The organism is Propioniciclava sp. MC1683 (genome assembly GCF_014164675.1).
GTDB lineage: Bacteria > Actinomycetota > Actinomycetes > Propionibacteriales > Propionibacteriaceae > Propioniciclava.
Map to the genome: position 1 here is coordinate 136,649 of NZ_JACJFX010000005.1, position 12,854 is coordinate 149,502.

Below are 12,854 nucleotides of genomic sequence, written 5' to 3' on the forward strand. Positions count from 1 at the left end.
TGGAGTGACCGACCAGCGTTAGGAGAGGCGATGGCACACGATCCGTTCGGCGGATTGACCGGATGGGATCTCGAGGGGTTCCACAACGGCGGCGACACCGAGGTCTGGAGGCGGCTCGGCTCCCACGTCGTGACGCTCCACGACGACGAGCGTGGTGAGGTTACCGGCACCCGGTTCGCGGTCTGGGCGCCCAACGCGCAAGAGGTGCGCATCAACGCAGACTTCAACTGGTGGACCGGCGACGCCATGCACCTGGTCCCCGGGTCGGGCGTCTGGGCGCTGTTCGTCGAGGGCGTCGGCGACGGCACGCTGTACAAGTACAACATCCTCGGCGCCGACGGCGTGTGGCGGGAGAAGGTCGACCCGATGGCGTTCTTCGCCGAGCAGGCGCCCGCCAACAGCTCGATCGTCTACACCTCCCAGATGGGCTGGGGCGACGACGCGTGGATGGAGGCCCGCAAGACCAAGAACATGCAGGTCGAGCCCATGAGCATCTACGAGGTTCACCTCGCCAGCTGGCGCAAGGGCAAGACCTACCTCGAGCTGGCCGACGAGCTGGTCGAGTACGTCACGTGGCAGGGCTACACCCACGTCGAGCTGATGCCGATCACCGAGCACCCGTTCGAGCCGAGCTGGGGCTACCAGGTCACCAACTACTTCGCCCCGCAGAGCCGCCTCGGCAAGCCCGACGAGTTCCGCTACCTCGTCGACCGCCTGCACCAGGCCGGCATCGGCGTCATCCTCGACTGGGTGCCCGGGCACTTCCCGAAGGACGAGTGGGCCCTGGGCCGCTTCGACGGCACCGCCCTCTACGAGCACGCCGACCCGCGCCAGGGCGAGCACACCGAATGGGGCACCTACATCTTCAACTACGGCCGCAACGAGGTGAAGAGCTTCCTCGTCTCCAACGCGCTGTACTGGGTGCAGGAGTTCCACATCGACGCGTTGCGCGTCGACGCGGTGGCGTCCATGCTCTACCTCGACTACAGCCGCGAGCCCGGCGCCTGGGTGCCCAACGAGTTCGGCGGCAACCACAACCTCGAGGCGATCGACTTCCTGCGCTACGTCAACCGCCACCTCTACGAGCGGGTGCCCGGCGTCACGATGATCGCCGAGGAGTCGACCTCGTTCGGCGGCGTCACCCAGCCGACCAACCTCGGCGGCCTGGGCTTCGGCTTCAAGTGGAACATGGGCTGGATGAACGACTCGCTGCGCTACCTGGCGCTCGAGCCGATCTACCGCCAGTGGCACCACCACGAGATGACGTTCGCGATGGTGTACCAGTACTCCGAGAACTTCATCCTGCCGATCAGCCACGACGAGGTCGTGCACGGCAAGGGGTCGATGATCAACAAGATCCCGCAGGACGCGTGGCGCCAGTTCGCCACCCTACGCGCGTTCTACTCCTTCATGTGGTCCTTCCCGGGCAAGCAGCTGCTGTTCATGGGGCAGGAGTTCGGCCAGCGGTCGGAGTTCAACGAGGCCGTCAGCCTCGAGTGGTGGGTCAGCGACCTGTGGGGCCACCACGGCCTGCAGCGCATGATCAAGGACCTCAACGAGCTGTACAAGGCCCACCCGGCCCTGTGGAAGCTGGACAACGACCCGTACGGGTTCCAGTGGATCAACGCCGACGACGCGGGCCGCAACGCCTACTCGTGGGTGCGCCGTGACGGCGAGGGCCAGCAGATCGCGGTCGTGGTCAACTTCAGCTCCGAGCCCTGGTACGACTACGAGATCGGCCTGCCCGAGACCGGCCGCTGGACGGAGATCTTCAACTCCGACGCGACCGTCTACGACGGCTCCGGCATCGGCAACTTCGGCGGCGTGGACGCCCACGAGGGCGACTGGGGCGGCTTCCCGGCCCGCGCGACCGTCCAGGTTCCGCCGCTGGGTGCGGTCTTCTTCCGGCTCGACGAGCCGGCCGAGGACGCCGAGCCCCGCCGCGCGATCGTCGAGGACGAGGTGGACGTGACCGCGCCGGTCGACGCCGCCGACGTCGAGGCGTCCGAGTAGGTGACGACGCAGGAGCCGCGCCGGCAGGAGGAGCGCGTGGCGGCCGATGACTGGCCCGCCCGCCGCGACCTCCACCGGCGCGGCTTCCGCCTGGAGGGGCGCCTGCGGCAGGCCCGGGCGTCCGGCGACCGCTTCGTCGACGAGCTGGTGTACGGACGCCTCGCGGGCGAGCCGGCCGGCCGCGAGGCCTTCACGCACGTGATGAACTCCGTCACCCCGCGCAAGCGGCTGATCGCGCACGCCCTCGTGACCGACGAGGCGGGGCGCGTGCTGCTGTGCGAGACCTCCTTCAAGGCCGACTTCGAGCTGCCCGGCGGCATCGTGGAGCCCGGCGAGTCGCCCCGGCTGGCCTGCGAGCGCGAGATGGTCGAGGAGATGGGCGCCTCCCCCGGCGTCGGCGACGTGCTGGTCGTCGACTGGCTGCGCCCCTACAAGGGCTGGGAGGACGCGATCGAGCTGGTCTTCGCCTCCCCGGTGGTGGCCGAGGCCGACAAGGCCCGGTTCGTTCCCGACGGGGTCGAGATCCTGGCCCTCCATTGGCTGGACCCGGCCGACCTCGACACCGTGATGACCCCGTTCGGCGCCGACCGGGCCCGGTCCGCGGTGGCCGCGCTGGCGTCCGCCCGGACGACCTACACCGAGGGCGGACTGCCCGTCGAGTAGCATGCGCGCCGTGACCGACCGCGAGCCCGCACTGTCCGCCATCGACCCCGAACTGCGCTCCGACGTCCGCCGCGTCTCGACGCTGCTGGGCGAGAGCCTCGTCCGCCAGGGCGGCCAGCGCCTCCTCGACCTGGTCGAGCAGGTGCGCGTCCAGGTCAAGCAGGCGCGCACCGAGTCCTCGCCGGACGCCGCGGCCGCGGCCCGCGACACCCTCACCGGCCTCGACCTGGACGACGCCACCGCGCTCGTGCGCGCGTTCGCCACCTACTTCCAGCTGGCCAACACCGCCGAGCAGGTGCACCGCGTGCGGTCCATCGACGCGGCGGACGCCGACAGCGGCTGGCTCGAGCGGGCCGTCGCCGCGATCGTCGCCGAGGGCGGGCCGGAGCTCCTGGCCGAGACCATCGGCGAGACCGACCTGCGCCCGGTGTTCACCGCCCACCCGACCGAGGCGTCCCGGCGGTCGGTGCTGCTCAAGCTCAAGGACGTCGCTGACGTGCTCGCTGCCCCGTCCGCCGAGGGCTCGGCGGGCCGCCGCCGGCAGGACGCGCGCCTGGCCGAGACCATCGACCTGCTCTGGCAGACCGACGAGCTACGGCTGGCCTCCCCCACGCCGGTCGACGAGGCCCGCAACGCGCTGTACTACCTCGACGCGCTGACCTCCGACGCGCTCCCCGCGGTGCTCGACGACCTCGCCGCGCTGTGCGGCGACCACGGCGTCGAGCTGGACGCCGCCGGCACGCCCGTGCGCTTCGGTTCGTGGATCGGAGGCGACCGCGACGGCAACCCCTTCGTCACCCCGGCGGTGACCCGCGAGGTGCTGCAGCTCCAGCACGAGCACGCGATCAGCCACGCGCTCGCCGTGGTCGACGGTCTCACCACCGACCTGTCGGTCTCGACCCGCCTCGCCCCGGTCAGCGACGACCTGGCCGCCTCCCTGCGCGAGGACCTCGCCAAGCTGCCCGGCCTCGACAAGCGGGTGCTCGAGATCAACGCCGAGGAGCCCTACCGGCTCAAGCTCACCTGCGTGCGCGCGAAGCTGCTCAACACCCGGGCGCGCACCCGGTCGGGCGCGGCCCACGAGCCGGGCCGCGACTACGCCGACGGCGGCGAGCTGCTTGATGACCTCGCGCTGGTCGCCGCGTCGCTGGAGGCCCACCACGGCCACCTGGCCGCCCACGGGCGCGTGCGCGCCGCGATGCAGGCCGTCGCGGCCACCGGGCTGCACCTGGCCACCCTCGACGTGCGCGAGCACGCCGAGGCCCACCACGAGGCGGTCGGCGCGATCATCGACCACGTGGGCGAGGTGGCGGTCCCCTACGCCGACCTGAGCCGCGAGCAGCGCCGCCGGGTGCTGTCCACCGAGCTGGCCGCGCGGCGTCCCCTGACCGGACCCAACCCGCCGCTGACGGGTCGCGCCGCGCGGACGTTCGGGGTGTTCGGCGCGATCCGCGAGGCCCAGCAGCGCTACGGCGCCGAGGTCATCGAGACCTACATCGTGTCGATGACCCAGGGCGTCGACGACATCCTGGCCGCGGCGATCCTGGCCCGCGAGGCCGGGCTGGTCGACCTGCACGGCGGCGCCGACGGCGCGGGGGCGCATGCCGACATCGGCTTCGTCGCGCTGCTGGAGACGGTCGTGGAGCTGCGCGCCTCGGCCGAGCTCATCGACGGGCTGCTGTCCGACCCATCGTTCCGGCGGCTGGTCGAGCTGCGGGGAGACCGGCTCGAGGTCATGCTGGGCTACTCCGACTCCAACAAGCAGGCGGGCGTCCTCACCTCGCAGTGGGAGATCCACCAGACCCAGCGCAAGCTGCGCGACGTGACCCGCCGCCACGGCGTCCAGCTGCGGTTGTTCCACGGCCGCGGCGGCTCGGTGGGCCGCGGCGGCGGCCCCACCTACGACGCGATCCTCGCCCAGCCCTACGGCGTGCTCGACGGCACGATCAAGTTCACCGAGCAGGGCGAGGTCATCTCCGACAAGTACGCGCTGCCGGCGCTGGCCCGCGACAACCTGGCCCTCGCCCTGGCCGCCGTGCTCGAGAGCACCGCGCTGCACACCGCCCCGCGCCAGTCCGCCGACGCGCTGGCCCGCTGGGACGCCGTGCTGCAGCTCGCCTCCGACGCCGCCTACGACGCCTACGCCGCGCTGGTGTCGGACGCCGACCTGCCGGCCTACTTCGTGGCCAGCACCCCGGTGGACCAGCTGAGCGCGCTCAAGATCGGCTCCCGGCCGAGCAAGCGCCCCGACTCGGGCGGTGGGATCGAGGGGCTGCGCGCGATCCCGTGGGTGTTCGGCTGGACGCAGAGCCGCCAGATCATCCCCGGCTGGTACGGGGTGGGCTCGGGGCTGCGCGCGGCGCGGGAGGCCGGGCACGCCGAGGACATGGCCGAGATGCTGCGTGAGTGGCACTTCTTCGCCGCGGTGGTCTCGAACGTCTCGATGACCCTGGCCAAGACGGACCTCGAGGTGGCCGCGCACTACGTCGACTCGCTCGTGCCGGCCGAGCTGCGGCACGTGTTCGACACGATCCGCGCCGAGTTCGCGCTCACGGTCGAGGAGGTGACCCGCCTCACCGGCGAGGCCACCCTGCTCGACCGTCAGCCGCGCCTGCAGCGCACGCTGGCCGTGCGCGACCAGTACCTCGACCCGATCAGCTACCTGCAGGTCGAGCTGTTGCGCCGGGTGCGCGCGCTGGACGCCGCGGGCGACGAGGTGCCCGCCACCCTGCAACGGGCCCTGCTCGTCACCGTGAACGGCGTCGCGGCGGGCCTGCGCAACACCGGGTAGCTCAGAACAGCGCGGTCGTCAGGTTCCGCCGGGCGGTCAGCACGGCGGGGTCGGCGTGGCCGACGGTCTCGAACAGCTCCAGCAGGCGGGTGCGCGCCTTGTCGCGCGCGGGCCCGGCGTTGAGCCGCACGGCCTCCACGAGGCGGGCGAAGGCCGGCTCCAGCTGGCCGCCGGCGACCTCGAGGTCGGCCATGGCCATCTGGGCGTCCACATCGGCCGGGTCGGCGGCCGCCCTCGCCTGCACGTCGGCGGGGTTCGCGCCGCCCAGCCGCACCATGAGGCTCGCCTGCGCCTTGCCCGCGGACGCCTCGGCGTCGGCCGGGTTGGCGGCCAGCAGCTTGTCGAACTCCTCCACGGCGGCGGCGAAGTCGCCGCGGTCGAGGGCCGCGTCGGCGGCCTCGAAGCGGGGGTCCGGCCCGGCGGCGGCCTCGGGGTCGGCGATGATCGGCTGCGCGCGGCCGGACAGGCCGTTCTGGTGGGCCAGCATGACCAGCTGGTCGATGACCGCCTTGGCCTGCGCCTTGTCGGTGGTGCCCTGGAACATCGGGGCGAGTTGTCCGGCGACCACGCCGACGACCATGGGTACGGCGGTGACCTGCAGGGCCTGCGCCACGGTGGGCGCCTCGTCCACGTTCACCCGCACGAGCAGGTACGCACCCGCGGCCTCGTTGGCCAGGCTCTTGAGGTCAGCCGACAGTTGGGCGGCGTTCGGCGCGCGCGGCGACCAGAACTCGACCACGAGGGGGTGCTGCATCGACTGGGCGAGGTGGGACTCGAAGGAGCGGTCATCGGCCTCCACCCACCACACGGCACCCGCGGGGGCGGGCGGGGCGGGCTTGAGCGCGGACAGGTCGATGGCTCCACCACGGAACGGCACAGAAGTCATGGGACCATTCTTCCACCGCGCCCCAATCGCACCGAACCGTGCCCGCGGCGTCCGCGAAGGGGCAAGATGGTGACATGGTTCACGCACGCGCCGGGCAGTTGGCACTGCCAGAAGACCTCACCGACATCGACGCCCTCATCGCGGCCTACTACGACCTGGTCCCCGACCCGGGCAACCCCGACCAGATGGTCGTGTTCGGCACGTCCGGTCACCGCGGCTCCTCGCTCAAGACCGCCTTCAACGAGGCCCACATCGCCGCGACCACGCAGGCGATCATCGAGTACCGCGCGGGCCAGGGCATCACCGGCCCGCTGTTCATCGGCAAGGACACCCACGGCCTGTCGCTCCCCGCCTGGAAGACGGCGCTGGAGGTCCTCCACGCCCATGGCGTGGATGTCCGCGCCGAGCGTGAGGACGAGTACACCCCGACCCCGGCCGTCTCGCGCGCGATCATCGTGTTCAACCGCGACCACTCCGGCCCCCGCGCCGACGGCATCGTGGTCACGCCGTCGCACAACCCGCCGACCGACGGCGGCTTCAAGTACAACCCGCCGCACGGCGGCCCGGCCGACAGCGACGCCACCTCGGTGATCGCCAAGCGGGCCAACGAGCTGATGGCGGACTGGACGTCGATCAAGCGGACGCCCTACGAGCAGATCGCCGGCGAGATCACCCGCCACGACTACCGGACGCCCTACTGCGAGGACCTGGCCAACATCATCAACCTGGACGCCATCCGCGGCGCCGGGCTGAACATCGGGGCCGACCCCATGGGCGGCGCCGCCGTGCAGTACTGGGAGTACATCGCCGACACGCTGGACATCGGCCTCTCGGTGGTCAACCGCGTGGTCGACCCCGCGTGGCCGTTCATGACCCTGGACTGGGACGGCAAGATCCGCATGGACTGCTCCAGCCCGCACGCGATGGCGTCGCTGATCAACAACCGCGACTCCTACGACCTGTCGACCGGCAACGACGCGGACGCCGACCGGCACGGCATCGTGACCCCCGACGCGGGACTCATGAACCCGAACCACTACCTGGCGGTGGCCATCCAGTACCTGTTCAGCCACCGCGACGGCTGGGACCCGGGCGCGGGCATCGGCAAGACCCTGGTCTCCAGCTCGATGATCGACAACGTGGCCCGCAAGCTGGGCAAGACGCTGGTCGAGGTGCCGGTGGGCTTCAAGTGGTTCGTGCCAGGCCTCTCCGACGGCTCGATCGGCTTCGGCGGCGAGGAGTCCGCGGGCGCGTCGTTCCTGACGCTGGACGGCAAGACGTGGACGACCGACAAGGACGGCATCATCCTCGACCTGCTGGCCTCCGAGATCCTGGCCGTCACCGGCAAGACCCCGAGCCAGCACTACGCCGAGCTCGAGGCCGAGTTCGGCAAGACCGCGTACGCGCGCATCGACGCGCCGGCGAACCGGGAGCAGAAGGCCAAGCTGGGCAAGCTCTCCCCCGCCGACGTGACGGCCACCGAGCTGGCCGGCGAGGCCATCGTGGCGAAGATGACCGAGGCCCCCGGCAACGGGGCGTCCATCGGTGGGCTGAAGGTCGTGACCGAGAACGCGTGGTTCGCCGCGCGCCCGTCGGGCACGGAGGACGTCTACAAGATCTACGCCGAGTCCTTCAAGGGCTCCGAGCACCTCGCGCAGGTGCAGAAGGAGGCCAAGGAGGTCGTGGACGCCGTCCTCGGCTGAGGCCAGTGTCCGGCGCCCGGGTGGTCAGACGCCGTCGAACTCGTCGACGGGCTCCATCCGGGCGCGCAGGCCGGCGCGCTGGATGACGCGCTGGATCGTGAGGTCGCGCCGCTCGATGTGCGGCACGAAGTTGATCTGCTTCAGGCCCTGGTCCTGCGCCGCCGACTCGAAGACGAAGTGGCCGTAGCCGAGGAGCTGGCCCAGGAACGTCTGGCGCACCGAGATGTCGAGGATGCGCGCGATCGGCATCGTCGCCATGTGCTGGTCGACGATGCCGTGCACGCGGAACACCCGCATGTTCGTGATGACGAAGCGGTCCATGAACTCGAGGTGGATCCGGTAGAAGCCGTACCCGCCCAACCCCAGGCCGAGCAGCAGGCCGACCCACCAGCCAGCGCCGAGCAGCGGCATGACGGCGAAGCACGCCATGCCGGCGATGACGATGAGCACGGGGACCACGCGTGTCACCCAGTGGCGCGTGACCTCGTCGACGATGAACTCGCCCTCGTCGACCAGCATCCGGCGCGACGCCTCGGGGCGCAGGAATCGCGACAGGAGCGCCATGTCACCCTCGCGCGAGCGAGTCGAAGAACCGACCGATCGAGTCGAAGATCCCGAAGATGAACTTCACGAACTCCGCCGCCGCCTCGGGGCGCGTGTAGAGGTAGAAGATCGCGAACATGACGAGCAGGGCGAGCAGGATCGTGCGGATCCATTTACCCATGGCGGCCTCCAGGGGGAAGTCTGGTTCGGACGGCGTTACCCGGTCAGTCTGCCGCACGCGGGCGTCCCCGGCTGTGCGGCGCGCCGCCGGGAGTGGAAGGATGGGGGCCATGGACAACACCGACCTGTTTGTGTGCATCGACCACGTCGGCCTCGCGGTTCCGAACCTCGACGAGGCCATCAAGCTCCACACCGAGGTCTTCGGCTGGCGCGTGCTCCACCGCGAGACCAACGAGGAGCAGGGCGTCGAGGAGGCGATGCTGGGTACCGGCGACCAGCACGTCGAGAACGCCCAGATCCAGCTGCTCGCCCCCCTGTCCGAGCAGTCGACCATCGGCAAGTGGCTCGCCAAGAACGGCGGACGCGGTGGCATCCAGCAGCTGGCCTACCGCGTCAAGGACATCGACGCCGTGTGCGCGACCCTGCGCGAGCGTGGGGTGACCCTGCTGTACGACGAGCCGAAGATCGGCACCGGCGGCTCCCGCATCCAGTTCGCGCACCCCAAGAACACCGGCGGCATCCTGCTCGAGCTCGTCGAGCCGGCCGCCGACGCCGCCCACTGACGGCGCGAAACCCCCAGCAGGAGGGCCCGTCCGACTTCGTGTCGGGCGGGCCTCGTCGTCCCACCACCCGTCACGGGCGCGGGGTACCATCGGGATCACCCGATCGGCATGACCCCCGCGAGAGGACGCAGCGGTGACCCACGAGCAAGACCACCACGGACTCGACCTGTTCGACGAGAACGCGAGCGCCGTCCGCGGCTTCCCCAACGCGATGCTCGGTTACGACAAGAAGGCCGTCGACGAGTACATCCGCGACCTCGAGCGCCAGCTCTCCCTGGCCAAGCACCAGATGCGCGAGGTGCAGCGCGAGCTGACGGCGGCCAACCTCCGCGTCGACGACACCGATTTCAGCAAGCTGGGCGCCCACACCGCCAACCTGCTCAAGGTCGCCGAGGCCCAGGCCGGCGACCTCATGCAGAAGGCACGCTCCCGGGCCGAGTCGATGCTGGAGGAGGCGCGCGTCGAGGCCGAGCGCACCCGCAACGAGGCCGCCCAGACCGCCGAGGCCGCCCGGCAGGAGGGCATCGCCTCGATCAAGGTGCTCCGCACCGACCTCGAGCGCCAGACCACCCAGGAGCTGGACGCCGCCCGCACCGAGGCCAAGGGCCTGCGCGAGGCCGCCGACACCCACCACTCGATCGTGCTCGCCGACGCCGAGCAGAAGGCGAACGCCCTGATCGAGGGCGCCAGGCGCGAGGCCGCCGCGATCAGGCAGGCCGCCGAGCGCGAGGCCGCCGAGGCGCGCGCCGCCGCCGCGGCCGCACACGAGCAGGCCCTCGCGACGTTCCACAACGAGCACGCCGCGCTGTCCGAGAAGATGACGACCGCGACGGCCGAGGCGCGCACGCGTTCGGAGGAACTCCTCGCCGCCCTGACCCAGGCGTCGGAGGACCTGCGCGGTCGCCTCCAGTCCGCGTGGGCCGAGGCCGAGGACATCAAGGCCGGCGCGATCTCCGAGGCCGCCGCGATCGTCGCGCAGGCCCGCGCCGACGCCGAGGACAAGCTGACCGAGACCGACGCCGAGCTGGCCGCCCGCAACGACCGCCTCAAGCAGGACAACCGCCTCCTGCGCCAGCGCAAGCAGGCGCTGCTCACGCAGCTGGCCCAGCTGTCGAGCCTGGCCACCGAGACGGCCAGCGAGTTCCCCGAGGACGAGGCCACCGGCCCGATCCCGGCGGCGCTGGTCGCCGAGCCCGAGGTGGGCGGCGACGACGGCATCGACGAGACCCCCGAGGACCAGGACGGTCAGTGACCCCGTCCACGCTGCCCGACCCGCAGGAGGAACCGCGCGAGCAGTCCGCGACCGAGTCCCCCCTGCCGTCGGCCGCGCCCGCCCCGGCCCCGGTCCCGCCTGAGCCCGTCACCACGACCGCGCCGCAGCGCAAGTGGTGGCGCAGGCTGCGGCGGACGAGCCAGCTGACCCCCGCCGACCCCGAGCGTGAGCTCGCGGCCATGGCGATCCCCGCGGGCCCCACGAGCCTGCTCTACCGCTCGCCCTTCCAGATCGGCTTCCTGATCACGCTGGGCGGGTTGGTGGCGTTCGGGCTGCTGGGCGCCGTCGTGGCCCTGCAGGGCGTGCTGATCCTCGGCGTCCTGTCCCTGTTCCTGGCCCTCGGCCTCAACCCGCTGGTCGAGGCCCTCCACCGCGCCGGCGCACCCCGCGGCCTGGCCGTGGCCATCGTCGCGCTGTCCCTGGTGGTCCTCATCGTGCTGGGCGCCTGGGCCGTGCTGCCGCTGCTGACCGACCAGGTCAACATCCTGATCCAGAACACGCCCGGGTATCTCCAGGGCCTCCGCGAGAACCCCCAGGTCGCCGAGTTCGACCGCCAGTACGACGTGATCAACCGGGTGAGCCAGATGTTCACCTCCGGGGCCTGGGTCGAGGGGCTCTTCGGCGGCATCCTCGGCGCCGGCGCGGCGATCGCCAACGTCGTGTTCAGCGTCGTCGTGACGCTGGTGCTGACCCTGTGGTTCCTCGCCTCGCTGCCCTCGATCAAGGAGACCATCTACCAGCTCGCCCCGGCCTCGCGCCGCCCGCGGGTGAAGTACCTGGCCGGCGAGATGTTCCGCCGGATCGGGGGCTACATGTCGGGCCTGTTCACCTTGGTCCTGCTCGCGACCGGGTCGGCCTTCGTCCTCCTCAACGCCGTGGGGCTCGGCTCGCTGTCGCTGGCCCTGGCGGTCGTCGTGGCGATGTTCGCCTTCATCCCCCTGGTCGGCCCCACGATCTCCATGCTCATCGTGAGCCTGGTCGCGTTCTCCAACGACACCACCACCGGCATCATCACGCTGGTGTTCTTCATCGTCTACCAGCAGGTGGACGCCTACCTGCTCCAGCCGCGGATCTTCCAGAAGTCCGTCAACGTCCCCGGCCCCCTGATCGTGCTGGCCGCCATCAGCGGCGGCGTGCTGTTCGGCATCGCCGGGGCGCTCCTGGCGATCCCCACCGTGGCCTCGCTGCTGCTGGTCTACCGCGAGGTCATCGTCCCGGCGCTCGACCGCGCCTGAGGGCTAGAACAGGCGGTCCTCGGCGTCGTCGATCCCGCGCAGCGCGTCGTAGTCGACCGTCACGCAGTTGATCCCCCGCGCCGCCGCGACCACGCGCGCCTGCGGCTTGATCTGCTGCGCGGCGAAGACACCCTGCACCGGCCGCAGGTGCGGGTCGGCGTTGAGCAGCTCCAGGTAGCGCGACAGCTGCTCCACCCCGTCGATCTCGCCGCGCCGCTTCACCTCGACGGCCACGTGCGCGCCGTCGGCGTCGCGGAACAGGATGTCGACCGGGCCGATCGCGGTCATGTGCTCGCGCCGGACCAGCGTCCAGCCCTCGCCGAACGTGGCGGGGTTGTCGGCCAGCAGCGCCTGCAGGTGCGCCTCCACGCCGTCCTTGACCAGACCCGGGTCGACGCCCAGCTCGTGGGAGCTGTCGTGCAGCACCTCGGCGATCGAGACGACCAGCTTGTCACCGTCCTTGTTCGCGACCTCCCAGCGCTGCGCCAGGCCGGCCTGGTCGGGGTCGGCCGGGTCGGCGTCCCGCATCGTGATCGAGCAGGGCGGGTTCATCCAGTTCAGCGGCTTGTAGGCGCGGTCGTCGGCGTGGATCGAGATCGAGCCGTCGGCCTTGAGCAGGATCAGCCGCGTCGCCATCGGCAGGTGCGCCGACAGGCGGCCGGCGTAGTCGACCTGGCAGCGGGCAATCATGAGACGCACCCGGGGAAGCCTACCCGGTACGATCGGCCCCATGGCCCGACGTCCCAGCAAGCACCTGCGCCCCGCGCGGCCGCTGTCGACGTCCCTGTCGCGGGCCGAGACCAAGCGCGACGGCACGTGGGTCGTCCAGTCGGTGGTGGGTGGGCGCTCCGAGAAGGAGTACACCTGCCCCTCCTGCCACCGCGTCATCCCGGCCGGTGCCGCGCACGTCGTCGCCTGGCCCCGGACGCCGCACGTCGGGGCGTCCTCGGCCGTCGAGGACCGGCGGCACTGGCACACCGCCTGCTGGAGCCGAAGGGGCTGAG

The 12,854-nt window shown here is 71.4% G+C and carries 12 protein-coding genes; 8 read left to right on the plus strand and 4 right to left on the minus strand.

What is annotated here, in order from left to right:
• Positions 1-30 precede the first annotated feature (30 nt).
• The 3 genes from glgB to ppc are packed head-to-tail and all read left to right on the plus strand — an operon-like array spanning position 31 to position 5,467.
• Entirely contained in the window at positions 31-2,013 is a 1,983-nt protein-coding gene (gene glgB / locus H5397_RS04720; protein WP_182815171.1) for a 1,4-alpha-glucan branching protein GlgB, read from the plus strand.
• Positions 2,014-2,676: an NUDIX domain-containing protein gene (locus H5397_RS04725; RefSeq protein WP_182815172.1), complete on the plus strand. Its 663-nt coding sequence runs from the start codon at positions 2,014-2,016 to the stop codon at positions 2,674-2,676. It begins immediately after the preceding gene.
• 10 nt (positions 2,677-2,686) lie between these two features.
• Positions 2,687-5,467 carry a phosphoenolpyruvate carboxylase gene (gene ppc, locus H5397_RS04730; protein ID WP_309224276.1) on the plus strand — a complete coding sequence of 927 codons (2,781 nt, stop codon included), beginning with the start codon at positions 2,687-2,689 and terminating at the stop codon, positions 5,465-5,467.
• A gap of 1 nt (position 5,468) precedes the next feature.
• On the opposite strand, the gene H5397_RS04735 is transcribed toward ppc, so the two are convergent.
• Positions 5,469-6,353: a tetratricopeptide repeat protein gene (locus tag H5397_RS04735; RefSeq protein ID WP_182815175.1), complete on the minus strand. Its 885-nt coding sequence runs from the start codon at positions 6,351-6,353 to the stop codon at positions 5,469-5,471.
• 74 nt (positions 6,354-6,427) lie between these two features.
• Between H5397_RS04735 and pgm the strand changes: the two genes are divergently transcribed.
• Positions 6,428-8,056, plus strand: a complete 1,629-nt coding sequence (gene pgm / locus H5397_RS04740) for a phosphoglucomutase (alpha-D-glucose-1,6-bisphosphate-dependent) (RefSeq protein WP_182815177.1) — start codon at positions 6,428-6,430, stop codon at positions 8,054-8,056.
• Positions 8,057-8,080: 24 nt separating this feature from the next.
• On the opposite strand, the gene H5397_RS04745 is transcribed toward pgm, so the two are convergent.
• Together H5397_RS04745 and H5397_RS04750 are read right to left on the minus strand one after the other, a co-directional pair.
• Positions 8,081-8,620, minus strand: a complete 540-nt coding sequence (locus H5397_RS04745; protein WP_182815179.1) for a PH domain-containing protein — start codon at positions 8,618-8,620, stop codon at positions 8,081-8,083.
• Between the two features lies 1 nt (position 8,621).
• The gene (locus H5397_RS04750; RefSeq protein WP_182815292.1) at positions 8,622-8,891 is read right to left on the minus strand and encodes a hypothetical protein; all 270 of its coding nucleotides are present in this window, start codon (positions 8,889-8,891) and stop codon (positions 8,622-8,624) included.
• On the opposite strand from H5397_RS04750, the gene mce reads away from it, so the two are divergent.
• The 3 genes from mce (at position 8,881) to H5397_RS04765 (ending at position 11,850) form a co-directional block, all read left to right on the plus strand.
• Positions 8,881-9,342 (plus strand): methylmalonyl-CoA epimerase, encoded by a 462-nt coding sequence (gene mce, locus H5397_RS04755; protein WP_182815181.1) that lies wholly within the window; start codon positions 8,881-8,883, stop codon positions 9,340-9,342. The two genes, H5397_RS04750 and mce, sit on opposite strands and share 11 nt — an antisense overlap.
• 133 nt (positions 9,343-9,475) lie before the next feature.
• A complete protein-coding gene (locus H5397_RS04760) occupies positions 9,476-10,594 on the plus strand; it encodes a DivIVA domain-containing protein (RefSeq protein ID WP_182815183.1) in 1,119 nt (372 codons plus the stop codon).
• Positions 10,591-11,850, plus strand: a complete 1,260-nt coding sequence (locus tag H5397_RS04765; RefSeq protein WP_182815185.1) for an AI-2E family transporter — start codon at positions 10,591-10,593, stop codon at positions 11,848-11,850. The genes H5397_RS04760 and H5397_RS04765 overlap by 4 nt, the downstream gene beginning before the upstream one ends.
• Before the next feature lie 3 nt (positions 11,851-11,853).
• Here H5397_RS04765 and nucS read toward each other — a convergent pair whose 3' ends face one another.
• Positions 11,854-12,549: an endonuclease NucS gene (gene nucS, locus H5397_RS04770; RefSeq protein ID WP_182815186.1), complete on the minus strand. Its 696-nt coding sequence runs from the start codon at positions 12,547-12,549 to the stop codon at positions 11,854-11,856.
• Between the two features lie 31 nt (positions 12,550-12,580).
• Between nucS and H5397_RS04775 the strand changes: the two genes are divergently transcribed.
• Positions 12,581-12,853 (plus strand): hypothetical protein, encoded by a 273-nt coding sequence (locus H5397_RS04775; RefSeq protein ID WP_182815188.1) that lies wholly within the window; start codon positions 12,581-12,583, stop codon positions 12,851-12,853.
• Position 12,854 lies beyond the last annotated feature (1 nt).

What these genes read in the sequence shown, in the direction of transcription:
- glgB (WP_182815171.1), top strand. Translation starts at nt 31, where the DNA reads ATGGCACACGATCCGTTCGGCGGATTGACCGGATGGGATCTCGAGGGG.
- H5397_RS04735 (WP_182815175.1), bottom strand. Translation starts at nt 6,353, where the DNA reads ATGACTTCTGTGCCGTTCCGTGGTGGAGCCATCGACCTGTCCGCGCTC.
- pgm (WP_182815177.1), top strand. Translation starts at nt 6,428, where the DNA reads ATGGTTCACGCACGCGCCGGGCAGTTGGCACTGCCAGAAGACCTCACC.
- H5397_RS04745 (WP_182815179.1), bottom strand. Translation starts at nt 8,620, where the DNA reads ATGGCGCTCCTGTCGCGATTCCTGCGCCCCGAGGCGTCGCGCCGGATG.
- mce (WP_182815181.1), top strand. Translation starts at nt 8,881, where the DNA reads ATGGGGGCCATGGACAACACCGACCTGTTTGTGTGCATCGACCACGTC.
- H5397_RS04750 (WP_182815292.1), bottom strand. Translation starts at nt 8,891, where the DNA reads ATGGCCCCCATCCTTCCACTCCCGGCGGCGCGCCGCACAGCCGGGGAC.
- H5397_RS04775 (WP_182815188.1), top strand. Translation starts at nt 12,581, where the DNA reads ATGGCCCGACGTCCCAGCAAGCACCTGCGCCCCGCGCGGCCGCTGTCG.